Source organism: Mucilaginibacter sp. NFX135 (genome assembly GCF_048565145.1).
GTDB lineage: Bacteria > Bacteroidota > Bacteroidia > Sphingobacteriales > Sphingobacteriaceae > Mucilaginibacter.
In genome coordinates this window covers 2019076-2036130 of the sequence record NZ_CP183412.1, presented here as the reverse complement: position 1 = coordinate 2036130, position 17055 = coordinate 2019076, and the positions used below count along the sequence as shown (strand labels likewise).

Sequence of the window (17055 nt, the reverse complement as noted above, 5' to 3'; positions counted from 1 at the left end):
ACCTCATTTACAGATCGCAATATTGTCTAAAAAAAATTACCGGGCCATGAGCCATCCTTTATCCGGGTTATTTTCTAAAATGGCTATGTTTGCCAAAAAAATTCACGTGCATGAAAGCCTTTATATTCGACCTTAACGGAACCATGATCAATGATATGCCTTACCATACCAAAGCCTGGCAAACCTTACTGAATGACCAATTGGGGGGCAGTTTTACCTGGAACGAAGTAAAGCAGCAGATGTATGGCAAAAACCCCGAAGTACTGGTACGGATGTTTGGCCCCGACAAGTTCACTTTAGACGAAATGAACAAGCTATCGTACCAGAAAGAGGAAAAATATCAGCAGGAATTCTTACCGCACCTGGCCCTTTTGCCCGGTTTATCTGAATTTTTAGAAGCGGCTTATCAGCGGGGTATCCCAATGGCGATTGGCTCGGCGGCTATTCCTTTTAACATCGACTTTGTGTTAGATAACCTGAACATCAGGCACTATTTTAAGGCCATTGTAAGCGCCGACGATGTATTGTTAAGCAAACCACATCCCGAAACCTTTTTAAAGGCAGCAGCCCAGCTTGATACCAACCCTAACGACTGTATCGTATTTGAAGACGTACCTAAAGGTGTCGAAGCGGCTGCGAACGCCGGGATGAATGCCGTGGTGATCACTACCACCCATGAACAACATGAATTTGAAAAGCTATCCAATGTACTGCATTTCGCGGCAGATTTTACAGATGGGTATTTTAAGGAGCTGTTGGGGTAAGGATCGGAGCAAGGAATAAAGATAAAAGGACAAAAGCCGCCTGTGAGGACACAGGCAGCTTGGTAAATTTTATCAAAGCCCTCTCCTTTGGGGAGGTTTGGGAGGGGTGTTATTCCGAATATATACTCCCTACCCTATCGCGCAGGTTATAGCCCGATGCCATTACTTCGCCATAAGCACCGGCTGTACGTATGGCGATCAGATCTCCACGGAATGATTCGGGAAACGCCACATCCTTCTGGAAACAATCGGTACTTTCGCAGATAGGACCAACTACGTCGTATTTTAAGTTGGGAGTTGCGGACTTTTGGACTTTCGGACTTTCGGACTCCCGGCTCAAGTTTTCTATCTGATGATAAGCCTGATAAAGCATGGGGCGCATAAGTTCTGTCATGCCCGCATCCAGTACCAGGAAGTTTTTCTTCAAACCATTTTTCACGTACAACACTCTTGATATGAGCGACGCGCTTTGGGCCACCAGGGCACGCCCTAATTCAAAATGGACTTCCTGACCAGGTTTTACATTTAGGAAATTCTTGAACACCTGGAAATAGTTCTCAAAATCGGCAATATTGCCATCGGGGTTATAATAATCCACACCCAGGCCGCCGCCAGTGTTAAGTACCTTAACCAGGAAACCGTGATCTTCAAACCAATCCTGCATCTCGTTAATACGGGTGCACAGATTTTTGTATACTTCCAGATCGGTAATCTGGGAACCGATGTGGAAATGGATGCCTAAAAACTCCAGGTTTTTGCACTGGCGCAAAGCAGTGGCCACATCGGGCAGTTGCCATATATTGATACCGAATTTATTTTCGTCGAGACCGGTGGTAATAAAATGGTGGGTATGGGCATCAACATTAGGGTTAATGCGGATAGCCACCTTGGCTTTTTTTCCTTTAGCAGCAGCCAGGCCGTCAATAATATTCAGTTCCTGTACCGACTCCACATTAAAGCAAAAAATATCGGTATCAAGACCCAGGTTTATTTCCCTGTCTGATTTGCCTACGCCGGCAAATACGATCTTGCCTTTGTCAAAACCACGGTCAATAGCTGCTTTTACCTCGTTACCACTCACACAATCGGCACCAAACCCAAATGACTGGATCATATCCAGCACCCGTGGGTTAAAATTGGCCTTCATGGCATAATGCACATGAAAACCATGCTTAGCCGAAGCATCGCTGGCGGCAGTAAGCGTTTGACGCAACACCTCCAGATCGTAGTAGTAGAACGGTGTATCTAAATCTTGAAATTTATTTATATTAGCTTTACTAAACATAGCAATGATCAATAATCTGTCTGTTATATTGTGTTTATCCGTTTCTGTACTTTTTGGCCTTTTATCCAGCTATAAATTATACCACGACAGAAAACTTACTTTAAAACTTTTACTCCTAAATACCGGTATAGCGGCTGTATTTGCTATTATTGGTATTTACTTTTTATCGAGGTAAATCCCGTTTTCAAATCCGAAATCGAAACTCCGGCATCCGAAATCTTAAAACAACCTGTTATGCAGGCTCCTCAATGTTTCTATCTTATCCTCGGTTTTTACCAATAACGACAGGTTATGATCGCTGCCGCCGTATGATATCATCCTCAACGGAATATGTTTTACGGCTTCCAGCACCCTGGCCGCGTAACCATGTTTTTCGGCACCAAAATCGCCTACCACACAAATGATGGTGTGGTTCACATCCAGCTCTACCGAACCAAAGGCGTTAAGCTCCGTAGTGATCTCGCCCAGGTAAGTGGTATCGTCAATGGTTAAGGACACGGCCACTTCCGAGGTGGTGATCATATCGATAGATGTTTTGTAACGCTCAAATACCTCGAACACCTTACGTAAAAAACCATGTGCCAATAACATCCGGCTTGATTGGATCTTGATAGCCGTGATACCATCCTTAGCGGCAATGGATTTGATCTTGTCCTTTTCGCTGGTGTTGGTGATGAGCGTACCTTGCGCTTTGGGATCCATAGTATTGAGCAAACGAACCGGGATCTTATATTTTTGTGCCGGGAATACGCTCTGCGGGTGCAATATTTTAGCGCCGAAGTAAGCCAGCTCGGCAGCCTCATCAAATGACAGCTGTGCAATGGGTTGCGTACCTTTTACAATGCGCGGATCATTGTTGTGCATGCCATCGATGTCTGTCCAGATCTGTACCTCTTCGCTGCGGATACCTGCGCCTATTAATGACGCGGTATAGTCACTGCCGCCGCGGCGCAGGTTATCTACCTCGCCAAAGGAATTGCGGCAAATAAAGCCCTGAGTAATAAACAGGTTTACTTCGGGATGCTTATCAAGCAAAGGAGTTAACTTTTCAGTGATATGATCAACAACAGGCTCGTTATCCTCATCTATCTTCATAAAATCGAGCGCGGGTAACAGTACCGATGGCACGCCGATCTGTTTCAGGTAAACATGGTATAGCGTGGTCGACAGTAATTCGCCCTGCGCCAGGATGACCTTGTCTTCAATAGTCGTAAACAGGTCATTAGCCAGGTTGCTGAGTACCGAAAAATGGTAATCGATAACTTCTTTGCCTTGTTTTAAAAATTCGTCATCGGTAAACAATTCCTTAATAAACAGTTCGTACTTGTCCTTCAGCAGCTTAATAAGGGTTATGGCCTTTTGCTTATCGCCGGTGAGATAAGCTTGTCCAATTTCAACCAGGCTATTGGTGGTGCCTGATACTGCCGAAAGCACAACGATCTGCCGTTCGGAGGGATTGATGATGTCGAGCAGATTTTTCATGCGTGCGGGGCTACCCACCGATGTTCCGCCAAATTTTAAAACTTTCATTTTTTAGCTGTATTTTCCATTGCATACCGGCGTTAAACAGGCACCGGTATTTGAGGCGCTAAAAATAAGATTTTAAAATACTTATAGCCTATATCAGGTCAAATTAAATCTTTTATAAAATGAATTCACTGTTTTATACCGTCTGTGGTATCATCAATGATATTAAGTTAAGAAAATCCAATTTTTAAAGCATGAATTTGATTATACCTTATCCCGCCTTTAAAACGCCTCATTCAAACCCAAAAAGAAACCTTTGGAGCCATATTTACCCCAGGCATAATCCAGACACAGGTTGGTTCGCGTGGCCTTGTTAAACAGCACCCGTAAGCCGCCACCGCCACCCGGCTGCCATACCCGGAATAATTTGGTGCCCAACCCATCATTGGCTGTTTGCAGGTTAAAAAAAGTCACCCCGCTTACAAACTTATTGTTCAGTATCGGGAAACGGTATTCCACTTCGGAGTAATTATATTGGGTACCTTTAAAATAGGTAGACGTATACCCCCTGCCGCTGCGGAAGCTGCCATCGCGGCCTGTTCCCGGGATCTCCAGGTAAGGCAATGTGCCACCGAGCAAATACGAGCCCCAGTTCCAGAATGCGATCACATGCTCGGGATGACTTTCGGAAAGACTAAAATATTTCCTGAAATCGGTGGTGAATTGTACCGCGCTTTTGGTACTGCCCATCCAGGTTTGATTGATACGGAAACCGGCATCGGCATAAATACCCTTGTAAGCGCGGTTCTGGTTATCGCGGGTAGTGTACTGCACATTAAAAAGTAGTCCGTTGGCCGAATACCGGTCCTGCGGAAGCCCATGCTGTTCGTTATAGATACGCGATGGGGTTAATTTATTGGTGGTGTCCTTAGCTTCAATATTTCGCCTGATATCAAACGATACTCCAGCCCCAACAAAAAGGCCTTTCTGAATCTCCTTATAAGCCTTCTCCCTGAAATTGAAATACAACGATTTAAGCGTATACACTTTGCGCTGCGGATCGGCCAGTATTTTATCCGCTTCGCTGCCTTCCACATTTTGACGGCCGATACCCAGGCCAAAATCGGGCGTAACGGTTTTAGCAGCAACCAAACTTCCCTGAAAGTTCCATTTATTGCCCGGCGTATACACGTTATGATTTACATAAAAATAAATAATGCCCTTGGTGGTAATGGAAGCCGACGTAGCGGCTACTGATAACAGCGTGTTCGGGTCGTTCCCTAATTTACGGCCGGCCACAGCCTTGATCCCGATCTGCGAACCGATAGTAGGGTTTGCCGCCACATTGGGGATAACGGTAATACCTGATGATTTTTTCAGAACAGAATCTGGCCTTTTATGCGGATGAAAAATAGCATTTGCCAGATCGCCCACATCATATTGTTTGGATAGCGCAACCGCTTCCTTGCGTTGCAGTTTCAGGGCATGTTTTTGTACAGAATCTTTTTTTAAAGAATCGGCGCCAACTGCCTGACCGTAGGCATTATTGGCTAAGCCTGCACATAGCGCCAATAATAAAATATTAAATGCTAAATAAAATTTTCGCTTGGTTATATATTTCGTTTCCAGGATGATAAATATTTAATTTTCAATTACTAATAAACCCGTTGTGATTAGTTAAATCAAAATTTAAACCCTAAAATCCTCGAAATGTTTGGCAAACCTCTATTGTAAACTTACCTGTATTGGCTCCGGTTTTACAAATTATGAATATATGACAGCATTACACCTACTGAAAAATGAGAAGCACTGGTGTTTATTGGCTGGCCAGCCAATACATTACTTTCGCTTGGATTATCAAAATTAATATACTGCATGTATTTATTGGTTGTACCATAGGATAGCAATAACCCGGTACGGAAGTTGAATTTCCGTTTCTTTAGGTTGGCGCCTAACTGGCAATGGTAAATATTGTAATAGGCCGTATTAGCAGTATGGCCATCATCGTTTTTATACAAAGCATTATCGGCATAGTTAAAGTCGGTATGTAATGATACAAAGCCGGTTACATCTGGTTGCAGCAAATAGCTTAGCCCTATCCCAAAATTGAACACTGATTTCCTTACATCTTTAAGTTTAAGTAATGACGAAGTTGCAATATCAGGTATGTCTCCTCTTACAAAGCTTACATCACGCGGGGTTATCAGGTTATATTCATTCAGTTTGTTAAAATACTCGGCAGCAAAATAAATTTGCCCGTTTTTTAAATCATAGGCATAGCCAAAACCTATACTCAACGGCATTTTGTAGGTTGCCTTAAGCTTATCCTGCCTCGTATTAGCTAAAATATTAAGTGTATCGCCGGCAAGTCTTATATTACTGGCCACATTATCACTTAGTATGCTTGCGCTGCCGGTTACATGTAACAGCGGTGACGATACCGTAAGCCCCAGGTGGCTCTTATCCGCATCATAAGCCAACCCCATCTTAAACCTTATTCCCGCATGAAAATACGATGCCAGGTATGACTCTTCGGCATTTGCAACTGGTGGCAGACTTGTAAGGCTACTGGTATTATACAAAGCCCTTGAACTGAAATCGGAATTGAAACTTTGCTTACGCAGCTGTGCCTCTGCCGATATACCCAATGCAAAATGATCTGATACTTTAAAACCACCGCTTATAATGCCCGTAGTTTCATTGATACTGTTCAGTCTTTTAAATTGCCCCAGAAATGTTTCATTACCAGGACTATAAGAATCATCAAGCACATTGAACTTACCATCGCGCTGCTGTGTAGCCTGGTAGCTCATAACCGGGTTATGGGTAAGCGCATAACCAACCGTAAAGGGGTGTTTACCCTTTAAAGATATTGTTGCCGATATCATTTGCGGGATGATACTGGCCGATGTTGATTTAAGATCGAGCCCGGTGCCAACCCCATTCTTTATTTTGATAGTACCGTACTGGTAAATTGACCCGCTGATGGAAGCCGAACTTTTACTGTTGTAAGCCAGTAAAGCCGGGTTCAAAAACATCACTCCGCTGTCACGGTTGAAAGCGATCACTGCCCCGGGGGTTAGGTAGCCGGCTGGGTTATAACTCGACGACCAATAGTTGGCGTCTTGTGCTTTTACTTCCTGCAGGAATAAAATCACACCTAAAAAAATGATAAGTGTTTTTAGCATAGGTTAGTTTTTTCAAATAAAAATATTATAAATTCACTGTAAAGAAAAATATTAGCTGAAAATTTATAATATTGAAATTATTAAATATGCCCCTACTAACCCCTCTAAACCTGCTATTATGAAGTCTCTGTTTCTTAACACAGCACTCATTTTATTTTTGATCCTCTCCGTGTCAAAAAAAACACAGGCACAAAACCTGAGCTTTAGCCAGCCTATTAATTTTTTGCCAGCTGCCCGTACCGATAAGGCAATTGACATTACTAATTTTAAAGGTGGCTATTTTGTTACCTGGAAAGATACCGGCCCAATCGGCAATATCCATGTATGTTATCTGGGTAAACAGCATGATACCCGGTTTTCGCAAAACGAGACCACAGCAGGCACCGAGAAAAGCGCCTTTGCACCGGTATTAAGAGTGGTTAACAACCATATATACGTTTTATGGCTGGGCACGGATGGATCATTAAAATATATTATTAATAACAGCGATACTACTTTTAATACGCAAGCTATAAGTACAGTAAACTTCGAAAATTCACCTAAACTAAGATCGGGCATTACAGCCACGGTTATAAACAACCGGATGATGATTGCCTCACATGCCGATAATAAGAATGATATGGTAGTAGCCCTGATCGATGCAGATGACAGTGGGGTACTTAAACCGGCTACGCTGCAAACAGTACCCAATAAAAAGAGCCCGGACTATCCTTTTATAGTCACGCTTTCCAATAATACGGTAAGATTATGCTATTATAACGATCAGGGTATTTATTATACTGATCTTAATACGGATACCGGGATATGGACAGATCAATTTCCTGTATCCGGCTCAAAAACCAAAGCCTCTCCGGCCGTTTATCACCTGTTTAATACTACCCGCCTGTTTTATATCTGGAAGGGCAATAAAAAGGATAACCGTATTTACTATGTTACCGGTGATGAACAAACCAGATCGGCTGCCGGGCATACTTTACCCGACTATTTTAAAACACCTTATCCCGTGTCTGTTTGTAATGTAGATACCAAAAAATTCATCATGGCCTTTATTAGCGAAGATCAAAAACTTTATCTAAGCTACTTTTCCAATTACAATCCTGCCCGGTGGATGGAGGATACACTGTTTCCGGCCAAAGGAAACCTTACCCTTAAAGATATCGTGATACCTGGCTCGCATGATGCTGGTATGTCGGCGTTAAACGGTACAGGAGGGCAGCACGCAAGCTCCATCAACCCCTGCAATACGCTTACCCAGAAACAAAATATTGGCAAGCAGCTCAATGCTGGTATCCGGATGTTCGATCTGCGGGTGGGGTCATTTAAAAACAGCATTTACACCAAGCACAGCTCTTCCGATTGCATGGCCGATGCCATGGGTGGCGGATATGGCGAGCGTTTTAAGGATATCCTTGATTCCATTAAAACCTTCCTCAATCGTAATAAAAAGGAGTTCATTATTTTAACATTCAGTCATTTCTGCCCAAAAGAGGCGTCGGCAAGTAAAGTTGCCGACTCTATTTTTCAGGTCCTGGGTAAGGAGCGCATCTATAATAACCAATCGAAAAGCATTGACCGTATTAAACTGAACGAACTGGCGGGCAAGGTGATCGTAACTTTTGAGCAATACGCCAATCCCGATAAACTCATCGACTCCAACTCCATGGCTGACAAAGGGAAAACTTTTCTTAATATCCGCAGGGCCTATGCCGCTACCAACCAGATCAACAGATTGTTGAGTACGGAGGAGCTATTTTTCAATTCGATGAAGAACGGTATAAATGGTAACGACCTGGTACGGCTCGACTGGCAGCTTACCCAAAGCAGCGACGAGGCAGCGCTGGTGTGTAATGATTTTCAGGATGAAAAGGTAAACCCTGTAATTAACGGCATGATGCTGCTCACCAATGTGATCAAAAAAAACCAAAGCATAACAGACCTGGCCATGTTTGGCAATAAATATCTTCCAGCAAAATTGAATGAATGGATAAGCACAGGTACCATCAACAAAAGCAATAAACCCAATATTTTATATGTTGACGTGGCCGGAGCCTGGATAACCGATTATTGTATTGAGCTGAACGGGACGCCGATTTATAATTAAAAAAAGAGATCACTCAATATCTTTAAATTGAAGCTGTTTCAGGCTATCCAAATCAACCGATGATTCTGCAAATTGCATTTTGGGTATATTAAGCGGTGGTTTGGCTTTTCTGGCAGCAAAATCAAGCTTATATCCAGTATTATCAGCCGTGGTAAAAAACACATTATCATACTCTTTATCATCGTCTGGTATAAACAGCATTATCCTTTTCCCTACACTGGAATCGGCTATCCAAGCCTCTCCACTATTAGCCGTTGTCCAGGCCGTTACTTTTGCATTCCATTTAATATCCGTTGGATATTTTATAAAGTTTATGGCAAAGCAAAAAGTAACAAAGTCAATATCGTAAGGGAAAGTTATAGCAAATGTATCTGGCGAAACATTCGACAATCTTGGCAAAGCTGCATAATCTGCCTTATTATAGGTATTACAAAACCTGGTTAAGGCAAGCTCTATATCATCCCGATTTACATTACTTACAACAATAAGCTTATCATTATCTTTCTCCGTAGTTGGCTTTGCACCCGCATCCGGCCTCGAGGTGTTATCTGAAGGTTCAGCACCAAACTTAATGCCTTTAAATTTCGATATTAAGAAAATAACCAATACAAAAACTAAAATACTAATCAGTATGCTCATCGTGATAAGATTAAAATCTAAAGTAACATATTTCCCAACAACGCATTAATATTTAGTTTGAAATTTTATTTCGTTAAATCAATTTTAACAGAATTTTATTTTTTAAATGCTAATTTTATATTACTTTTACATACGTTAAGTATGAAAGTACCAAAGCCCATTACTATCGTACTCTTGATCAGTAGCCTGCTCACCACACTGACAAGTGTAGCACAGATGAGCTCTAAAAAAGAAAACTCCCCTCCTCAATTTCCAGGCGGCCAGGATAGTTTAGCTTCATTCCTAGCAAGGAATTTACGTTACCCTGAGCGGGAGATAGATGTACGAGGTAAGGTGATAATACAATTTACAGTGACTAAAACCGGCGAAATAAAGCAGTCCCGCATTATCAGGAAACTATATGAGTCTGTTGATGCAGAAGCCTTAAGGGTCATCAAGCTGATGCCCAAATGGATACCAGCATATATTAAAGGGAAGCCTGTTGAAATGATTTATACCATGCCTATAAATTTCACCTGGGAAGCAGAATAACGCAGCTATAGTTAACCGGATATTATCCAAGCCATTTTACACCAATCTGTTTGCCTTTAACCAAGGTTAGATAAAATTGTCGCAAATCCATCTTCGGCTTCAACACTCACCCCAAAAATTACCACAAAACATTGTAAGGATGTTTTCTCCCTTGCGACTAAGCCTTTTGAATTGCCCAGGCAAATGTCATCAGGCAGTTCGTTAACCAAATCATCATTAAAATAATCAAAATGAAAGTATTAAAATTTGCCAAATGGCTCAATGACAACAACATCGCATTTATTGTATCAAGTTTCGGTATCGCTTTGATACTCCTATGGATAGGCGCCTTTAAATTTACCCCAACAGAAAGCAACGGCATTGCCGGACTGGTAAAAAATAGTCCGCTCATGAGCTGGATGTATTCCATTTTCAGTATCAGAACAACATCAGCCATCATTGGTATATTGGAAATTGCCGCGGCCCTGGGTATATTGCTGGGCAACTTTTTACCAAAAGCAGGTTTATGGGGCAGTTTGTTGTGTGTGCTTATCTTTTTTGTAACCAGCACGTTTTTATTAAGCACACCCGGTGTAGTTGAACATGTGGATGGTTTGGTAGTACCATCAGGCGTTGGCTCCTTCCTTGTTAAAGATATCAGCATCCTGGGCGCGTCTTTATTTTTAGCAGGGCATTTCAGCAGGAAGATCGCATAATTAGGTGTAATAAAAAGGGGCGCTCCTGATTTTAAGCGCCCCTTTTTATTACTTATCATCCTCCGCCGTTTCCTTCAGCTCGTCTTCTTTCTTGGCCTTGCCCATTTTTATTTTTGGGTTTTCCTGTGTGCCGGTAATGGTCATTGGGATGCCGAATATACCAAATGGTGGTAGTCCCAGCCTGAATTGCAGATTCAGCTTACCATCCAAACTTACCTGGCCTTCAAACCTCGGCCTGAAACCCGCCATACGCATTTTAGTACGTTCAATGGTCATAATATTATTGGCAATGGTGCTTTTGATATCCACTTTGGATACATCGCCTTTGGCCAGACTGTCGTGCCCGGTTTGTTTACCTACGGCGCTGAACAGTTTAAAACCATACAGTTTTACCTTCTTAACCGAAAGCACGCCGCCTCCTTTTATGGAAGGATAAATGGGCCTCATATCACCGTTGAGTTTACCATTCAATTTATAATCCAATGATACAATACCCTGCACATGCGCCGCTGACGAAGCCATGTCATGAAACATTTTTACTTCTTTATAAGCGCGCTGTATATCAAACTCTTTGGCGTTGATGTGGTAATCAAAATAAGCTTTTTGCGGTGTGGTGCTGCCATAAGTTGCATCCATAACTACAGGCGCGCCTATCAGGGTAAAGCCGGTTTGTTTCAGTATGATCTGCCCCTTGCTGATGCTCATTTGCCCCTTGGCATCGCTAATGTCGAGTCCCATGTATTTTACCTTTTTTACATCGGCGGTAAAATCAAGATCGAGGTTGGCGGGTACCAGGATAACCCCGTTTGATTTGGTAGGGGTAGGTTTAGCCGATGCCGGAGTTCCTGCAAAGGCCATAAAGTCATCGGCAATGATGAGGTCGCTTTGCAGATTAAACTGCCCTTTCAATGTCGAATTTGGTTTGACGGCATAATCGATCGCGTTTGATAACGCACCATTCAAAACGATCACCGATTTACCATAGTTGGCCGTAAACTGATCGAACTTCATTTTATCCTGGTTAAAGCTAAACAGACCTGTCTTGATCAGAAATGGTTTGGGAAATAACTCCGACCGAAGCGTAATATCCCTTACTTTCATGGTGCCAGAATTAGCCAATAGATTATACCGCCCGGCAAGGGCATCGCTTTGTTTACCTTTTAATGAAAAATTGGTACTGATAAAGCCCTTTACATCATACCCTTTCATCGCAAATACTTTATATATCTTACCAATATCCAATTGGCCGCGTGAGGCTATGCGATAGTTGAGATCATCAAAATTATGCAGATCGGCTTTCAGCATAAAAGGTTGCCCTTCAAAATTAAAGGACACCGGTTTAATGTTTACTTTCAGTCCTTTTAATGAGCTGGTATTGTTGGTGATATCCGCGCTCACCTGTATATCCTGCACCGGGTGCGGGTAGTATTTGGTTTGCACATAACCGTTCTTCAGCTCCAGTTTGGCATCGGTAACCGGGAAGATCCCGCGTTGGGGGATATACCGGCCTTTGATCTGCAAATTCGCATCCAGATCGCCGCGCACATCCATACCGCTGTCAGCTGGCAAAAACTGTTTCACGTCACTCAGGTGAAATTTGGTTTGAAGACCCGCGTCGATCATCGCGCCGGCCGTGTTGCTTAGTTTCAAATACCCTTTTATATAGTTATTAAGGGCAATGGCGTTCAGGTTATCTACCTGCAGGGTGGCATGAGCTATATCGTGATCTGGACAGGCAGCATTCAGGTTAAAGCTGATATTTTTTAACGCTTCCGGCAGATTGGCGTATTTGATATACCCATTGGTAAAAGAGGAATGCAGCGTAAATTTAGGGATGCTGGTGATCACCGTTTCTGTCTTTGGTCTTAACCCGCCGGTTCTTTTCAGTCCTTTGGCATATTTGCCCTCGGCCAGCAGGTGCAGCGAATAGCGCCCTTTCAGATCAACTGCTTTAACGCCAAAGGCGCGGTTCCATTTCTGCAGGTCGATCTCGGTATTGATCTTGGCGAAGATCTGCGGTTCTTTGATCCCTTTTACTTTGATCACCGAGCCAAAATAATCTTTACCAATGTTAAAATAGATCGAATCGATATTAAGATTTAAACTATCCGGGTTAAGGCCCGGCAGTTTAGCATCCATATTGATAAACAGGTTTTTCACCGGTTCTGGTGTATTTTTATTTACTACGGAACCATCGCGTACCTTCATATTGAAAGTAAGATCGGGCATAATGTTTTTGGAGGCAATGTATTTGCCGGTAAGCGCAATCTGGATATTACCGTTGCCGCTGATATCGGTATCATCAACATATTTCTCATACTCGGCGGGCAGGGCGGTAAAAATATCACCCAGGTCGTTCTGATCAGAAGTGATCCGGAAATCCATATCATAGCCATCTTTCAGGAACTCAAACCTGCCCTTAAACTTAACCGGGAGTTTATTAATGAGCAGGTCGTTTTTCTGAAAGGCAAAAGCCAGGGATTTGGTATTGATGCTGGTGACCAGGTCGGCATTTACTTTTTTATGATGAACATAGCTTTTGCCGGCATAAATAAAATCGACAGAGGCTGCCGCGATATGGCTCGACAGATCAAAAATATCCTTGCTCAAATCGCCGCTTCCTTTATAGTTAAAATCGCTGGCACTGATTTGCGTTGGTACCGACTTATCATCATACACCAACCGGCTTTTTTCAACCAGTATCTGTTCAATACCTAAAGATGCGCTGCTGGTGTCAGCCGCGTTCGCAGGTTTGCTGTCTTTTGATTTATATACGTTGTAATTGGCCTTGCCACTGCTATCAACCTTAATATTGATAAGCGCCTGGCTCAGGTATATTTTATTGATATTGATCTTGCTTTTAAACACCGACGAAAGATCTATAGCCAATGAAACTTCCTTAGCAGCTACCAGCGTATCATTCTGGAAAGGTGCACTGCCATTCAACAAAAAATCATTTAACGTAAGGGTAAGCGCCGGGAACCTTTTAAAGAATGATAAGCGCGTACTTGTAAAATTGAGTTTACCGTTGATACTGCCTCCCGCCCACTGTTTGATCTTGTTGGTTATAGTTTGCGGAAAAAGATACGGCAACAGAAACATCAGCGCCAGTAAGCTTACCAGTGTTATACCACTTATTTTAAGTGTTTTAAATATGATTTTTTTAATCGGCATCGGCATAAAAATAATTGCAGATAGGGCGCAATGAAGATAAGGATAAAAGCCAAATGCCGCGGGTAAAATTATTATTAAGCTTTGTTGGTAAAATGTTTTAACTGATGATTAAATGCAGAAATATTATTAATGGGGTGTATCAAATACACGGGTAGCGGCGTAATGTATAATGTCGGTACTATAAGTTCCTTGTCCCCATTACGGGCCCCTCTAAAGGGCCCGGGGGCAGGGATATTTTTATAACAAACTATTTTACATTTTAGCCCAGGGTAAAAGCCCGAAAATAACAGCCCTTGATCAGGGAATTAAAATGATCTTCCCGGTACTTTGTTTGCTTTCCATGTACTCATGGGCCAATTTGCCGTCGGAAAGCTTAAAAGATTTTGGAGCTTGTAACACCAGCTGTCTCGAGGTTATCCAGTTAAACAATACGCCCGCTCGTTTGATCCGTTCTTCTTTTGAATCCAGATAACTCCAAAGGTCGCCGCCGGTAATGGTTTGCGAACGATCCATCAGGAGCTCTAAAGATGGTGGCGGCTCAGGTAATCCACCAGCTTTACCATATAATACTACCGTGCCTAATATCCTGGTTACCGCAAGACTGTCATTCAAGGTGCTTGCTACGCTATCGTAGGTTACATCTGCACCTTTACCTCCTGTATAATCTAATACCTGTTTTTTCCAATTGTCCTGGTATAAAAAAACCACGTCGGCTCCGGCAGCGACCGCGGCAGTTCTTTTAGCTTCAGAAGAGGTAAGGCCTATAACTTTTGCACCCAGCAACTTGCATATTTGTGTAAGCAACTGACCAACGCCTCCAGCCACTGCATGCAATAGCACCGTTTCGCAGGGTTTAACCAAATGGCTGTCTGTTGCCAGATAATGCGCCGTCATGCCTTGTAAAAGTATAGCGGCAGCGGTTTCAAAGCTTATTTCGGCAGGTAATGGGATAGCGTGTGTTACCGGTACGGCAACCAGCTCGGCATTGGCAAAGGGTACATCGCCAAAACTCACCCTGTCACCTGGCTTAAAATCAGGATGACCATTATTATCGGCTACTATCCCAGCGCCCTCATAGCCAGCAATATAAGGAGGTTTTCCCAGCAGGTGGTAATTCCCTTTACGCCGCTCCGTATCAGAAAAATTAAGACCGATGGCTTTCATTTCTACCAGTATATCCCCGGCCTTTAATACAGGCGGAGCGATCTCTTGATATTGAAGAACTCCGGGGTCTCCGAATGTGGAAAATGTTAATGCTTTCATATCATCTAATATCAATCTTTTTTGGGTCACCTATTTAACATGGCGAATAATTCAATATAAACAGACATTAGCATGATACTTTGAAAAACAACCACACTATGAACGTAACATTTAATTTACAGATAAAATTTGGGGTATCTGTAGCATTCTTACCAGCGGTATACGTAAGGTTAAGTATATGATGATCTCTACAATAACTAATTTTATGAAATACGTTCAACAAAATTTAAAAAGGCGGGCAGGCATTGTCGGGATGATGTGTTTGCTGGCTGGGCTGCTTACATCCTGCTTAAAAAATCACGATAATGACTATGTTGAACCACCGGTAGCATATCTTTCGGTGATCAATGCTTCGCCTGACTCACAACCCGTAAATTTCTTTTTGGATCAGAACCGTGCCAATGATTTCCCCATCAATTATGGGCATGGGATTGATTATATCAGGGCATTCCCTGGTAAACGGGTAGCCAGCTTTTATGTAGCGGGTACGCAGCAAAAGCTTAAAGCAGATACCATAAACCTTACTGCCCAAAAATTTTATTCTATGTACTTATCCAATGTAACCGCTACTCCGGATATGATATTAACCACCGACTCTATCAGTCGACCGGATGCAGGAAAAGCTACTATTCGCCTGGTGAATGTTAGTCCGGATGCCGGCGCGGTTGACCTGGGGATAAAAGCCGGTGCCTTACTGGCCGGTAACCAGGCTTATAAAGGAGCCTCGGCTTTTGTACCGGTACAGGGTAACAGCACGTATACACTGGAAGTCCGCAAAAAAGGAACTACCACGGTTTTGGTTACCTTGGCAGACTTAAAACTAAACAGTGGATCGGTGTATACCATATGGTTGCAGGGATTGGCTGCTGCCACCGATCAAAAGAAATTGAGCGCCAACGTACAAACCAACGCATATTATTATTGATTATTAAGTATCGTTTTTCAAAACCAAAAGCCCCTGCAATGTATTGCAGGGGCTTTTGGTTTTGAAATGTATTCGTCTTCTGCCCCATAAAAATTCCGGTTTTGATTAAACCCCATAGCGACTTTTAAGTCAAACGCGTACAAAACTTCAACCTATGAAAACATTACTTATCATTAGCATGGCTATTGCTTTATTATCGTCATGCAGTACCTACCAAATGAACACCCTCAGCAGTACCAACACTGCTCATAACGAGCAAACCGGTGAGTTTAAACTGGAAAACGATTCTGTAAAGATCACCTACTCTTTTGCAGGTGAAAATGTGCCTATCCACGTAAGCATTTATAACAAGCTCAACGAGCCTATTTATGCGGATTGGGAACGCTCGGCCTTTGTTATGGACAAAAAAAGCACCAGTTATGCCGATGGTGTTTTACAGGTAAATGGTACAGTGTCCTCAACATCCATAGGGCGGGGGATCCGTTATTCTGATGAAAATATCAGCGCACAGGTAACCCTGCCGCAAAATGTAGCTTTTATTCCTCCGCATTCCCAGGTTAGTAAAACCATTACCAATGTTGATAGCCGGGAATTCCAATATATTGCCGATACGCTTTTTACTAAATCAAAAGTGCCATCGGGTTATGGCGGCAGCGATCTCAAAGTAAAAATAGCCAGGTTTGAAAAGGAGAATAGTCCCTTGTTTTTCAAAAGCTATTTAACTTTGTACACCCTTAATAACAATGTGCAAAAGCTTATTACTTATCAGAACGATTTTTATGTTTCAGAGGCCTTCAGGTCATCCCTGGGTCCTGAGAATTTCTCGAACTTTGGTGATAACCGGGGCGATCATTTTTATATTAAGATACCTAACTAAATTTAATTTAAACCGGCAAAACTATCTTCTTTAATTATCAGCACCTATCAACGCTATCTGGCAGGTGCTTTTTTTATGCAGATATAATTCTTTCCCGTAGTAAGATAAAGACACCATTCCAATCATTAAATTTGTTATCACTCCTG

13 protein-coding genes are annotated in these 17055 nt (G+C 42.5%); 6 read left to right on the top strand and 7 right to left on the bottom strand.

Annotation, left to right across the window (positions count from 1 at the left end):
• Positions 1-110: 110 nt before the first annotated feature.
• Positions 111-764 carry an HAD family hydrolase gene (locus ACNURT_RS08805; protein ID WP_370994790.1) on the top strand — a complete coding sequence of 218 codons (654 nt, stop codon included), beginning with the start codon at positions 111-113 and terminating at the stop codon, positions 762-764.
• A gap of 109 nt (positions 765-873) precedes the next feature.
• Here ACNURT_RS08805 and lysA read toward each other — a convergent pair whose 3' ends face one another.
• The 4 genes from lysA to ACNURT_RS08785 all read right to left on the bottom strand — a co-directional run bounded on the left by lysA (position 874) and on the right by ACNURT_RS08785 (position 6704).
• The gene (lysA, locus tag ACNURT_RS08800) at positions 874-2049 is read right to left on the bottom strand and encodes a diaminopimelate decarboxylase (protein ID WP_419701413.1); all 1176 of its coding nucleotides are present in this window, start codon (positions 2047-2049) and stop codon (positions 874-876) included.
• A 219-nt stretch (positions 2050-2268) separates the two neighbouring features.
• Positions 2269-3579: an aspartate kinase gene (locus ACNURT_RS08795; RefSeq protein WP_419701412.1), complete on the bottom strand. Its 1311-nt coding sequence runs from the start codon at positions 3577-3579 to the stop codon at positions 2269-2271.
• A 219-nt stretch (positions 3580-3798) separates the two neighbouring features.
• Complete coding sequence (locus ACNURT_RS08790) at positions 3799-5088, bottom strand: BamA/TamA family outer membrane protein (protein WP_419701411.1); 1290 nt, start codon at positions 5086-5088, stop codon at positions 3799-3801.
• A gap of 185 nt (positions 5089-5273) precedes the next feature.
• The gene (locus tag ACNURT_RS08785) at positions 5274-6704 is read right to left on the bottom strand and encodes a hypothetical protein (protein ID WP_370994793.1); all 1431 of its coding nucleotides are present in this window, start codon (positions 6702-6704) and stop codon (positions 5274-5276) included.
• Positions 6705-6822: 118 nt separating this feature from the next.
• On the opposite strand from ACNURT_RS08785, the gene ACNURT_RS08780 reads away from it, so the two are divergent.
• Positions 6823-8805: a phosphatidylinositol-specific phospholipase C domain-containing protein gene (locus ACNURT_RS08780; RefSeq protein ID WP_419701410.1), complete on the top strand. Its 1983-nt coding sequence runs from the start codon at positions 6823-6825 to the stop codon at positions 8803-8805.
• Positions 8806-8814: 9 nt separating this feature from the next.
• Here ACNURT_RS08780 and ACNURT_RS08775 read toward each other — a convergent pair whose 3' ends face one another.
• Positions 8815-9444, bottom strand: coding sequence for a hypothetical protein (locus ACNURT_RS08775; RefSeq protein ID WP_419701409.1), 630 nt, complete (start codon positions 9442-9444; stop codon positions 8815-8817).
• Between the two features lie 141 nt (positions 9445-9585).
• Here ACNURT_RS08775 and ACNURT_RS08770 point away from each other — a divergent pair, with 141 nt between their 5' ends.
• Positions 9586-9975 carry an energy transducer TonB gene (locus ACNURT_RS08770; protein WP_419701408.1) on the top strand — a complete coding sequence of 130 codons (390 nt, stop codon included), beginning with the start codon at positions 9586-9588 and terminating at the stop codon, positions 9973-9975.
• A 230-nt stretch (positions 9976-10205) separates the two neighbouring features.
• On the top strand, positions 10206-10670 hold the full coding sequence (locus tag ACNURT_RS08765) for a DUF417 family protein (RefSeq protein WP_419701407.1): 465 nt from the start codon (positions 10206-10208) through the stop codon (positions 10668-10670).
• Positions 10671-10718: 48 nt separating this feature from the next.
• On the opposite strand, the gene ACNURT_RS08760 is transcribed toward ACNURT_RS08765, so the two are convergent.
• Complete coding sequence (locus ACNURT_RS08760; protein WP_419701406.1) at positions 10719-13844, bottom strand: AsmA family protein; 3126 nt, start codon at positions 13842-13844, stop codon at positions 10719-10721.
• Between the two features lie 297 nt (positions 13845-14141).
• Positions 14142-15107 carry a quinone oxidoreductase family protein gene (locus ACNURT_RS08755; RefSeq protein WP_419701405.1) on the bottom strand — a complete coding sequence of 322 codons (966 nt, stop codon included), beginning with the start codon at positions 15105-15107 and terminating at the stop codon, positions 14142-14144.
• Between the two features lie 205 nt (positions 15108-15312).
• On the opposite strand from ACNURT_RS08755, the gene ACNURT_RS08750 reads away from it, so the two are divergent.
• Both ACNURT_RS08750 and ACNURT_RS08745 read left to right on the top strand, forming a co-directional pair.
• Complete coding sequence (locus ACNURT_RS08750) at positions 15313-16032, top strand: DUF4397 domain-containing protein (protein ID WP_419701404.1); 720 nt, start codon at positions 15313-15315, stop codon at positions 16030-16032.
• A gap of 154 nt (positions 16033-16186) precedes the next feature.
• Positions 16187-16909 (top strand): hypothetical protein, encoded by a 723-nt coding sequence (locus ACNURT_RS08745; protein ID WP_419701403.1) that lies wholly within the window; start codon positions 16187-16189, stop codon positions 16907-16909.
• The last annotated feature ends 146 nt before the right edge of the window (positions 16910-17055 follow it).

Coding starts and splice junctions, on each gene's coding strand:
- ACNURT_RS08805 (WP_370994790.1), top strand. CDS start 111: ATGAAAGCCTTTATATTCGACCTTAACGGAACCATGATCAATGATATG.
- lysA (WP_419701413.1), bottom strand. CDS start 2,049: ATGTTTAGTAAAGCTAATATAAATAAATTTCAAGATTTAGATACACCG.
- ACNURT_RS08795 (WP_419701412.1), bottom strand. CDS start 3,579: ATGAAAGTTTTAAAATTTGGCGGAACATCGGTGGGTAGCCCCGCACGC.
- ACNURT_RS08785 (WP_370994793.1), bottom strand. CDS start 6,704: ATGCTAAAAACACTTATCATTTTTTTAGGTGTGATTTTATTCCTGCAG.
- ACNURT_RS08780 (WP_419701410.1), top strand. CDS start 6,823: ATGAAGTCTCTGTTTCTTAACACAGCACTCATTTTATTTTTGATCCTC.
- ACNURT_RS08775 (WP_419701409.1), bottom strand. CDS start 9,444: ATGAGCATACTGATTAGTATTTTAGTTTTTGTATTGGTTATTTTCTTA.
- ACNURT_RS08770 (WP_419701408.1), top strand. CDS start 9,586: ATGAAAGTACCAAAGCCCATTACTATCGTACTCTTGATCAGTAGCCTG.
- ACNURT_RS08765 (WP_419701407.1), top strand. CDS start 10,206: ATGAAAGTATTAAAATTTGCCAAATGGCTCAATGACAACAACATCGCA.
- ACNURT_RS08760 (WP_419701406.1), bottom strand. CDS start 13,844: ATGCCGATTAAAAAAATCATATTTAAAACACTTAAAATAAGTGGTATA.
- ACNURT_RS08755 (WP_419701405.1), bottom strand. CDS start 15,107: ATGAAAGCATTAACATTTTCCACATTCGGAGACCCCGGAGTTCTTCAA.
- ACNURT_RS08750 (WP_419701404.1), top strand. CDS start 15,313: ATGAAATACGTTCAACAAAATTTAAAAAGGCGGGCAGGCATTGTCGGG.
- ACNURT_RS08745 (WP_419701403.1), top strand. CDS start 16,187: ATGAAAACATTACTTATCATTAGCATGGCTATTGCTTTATTATCGTCA.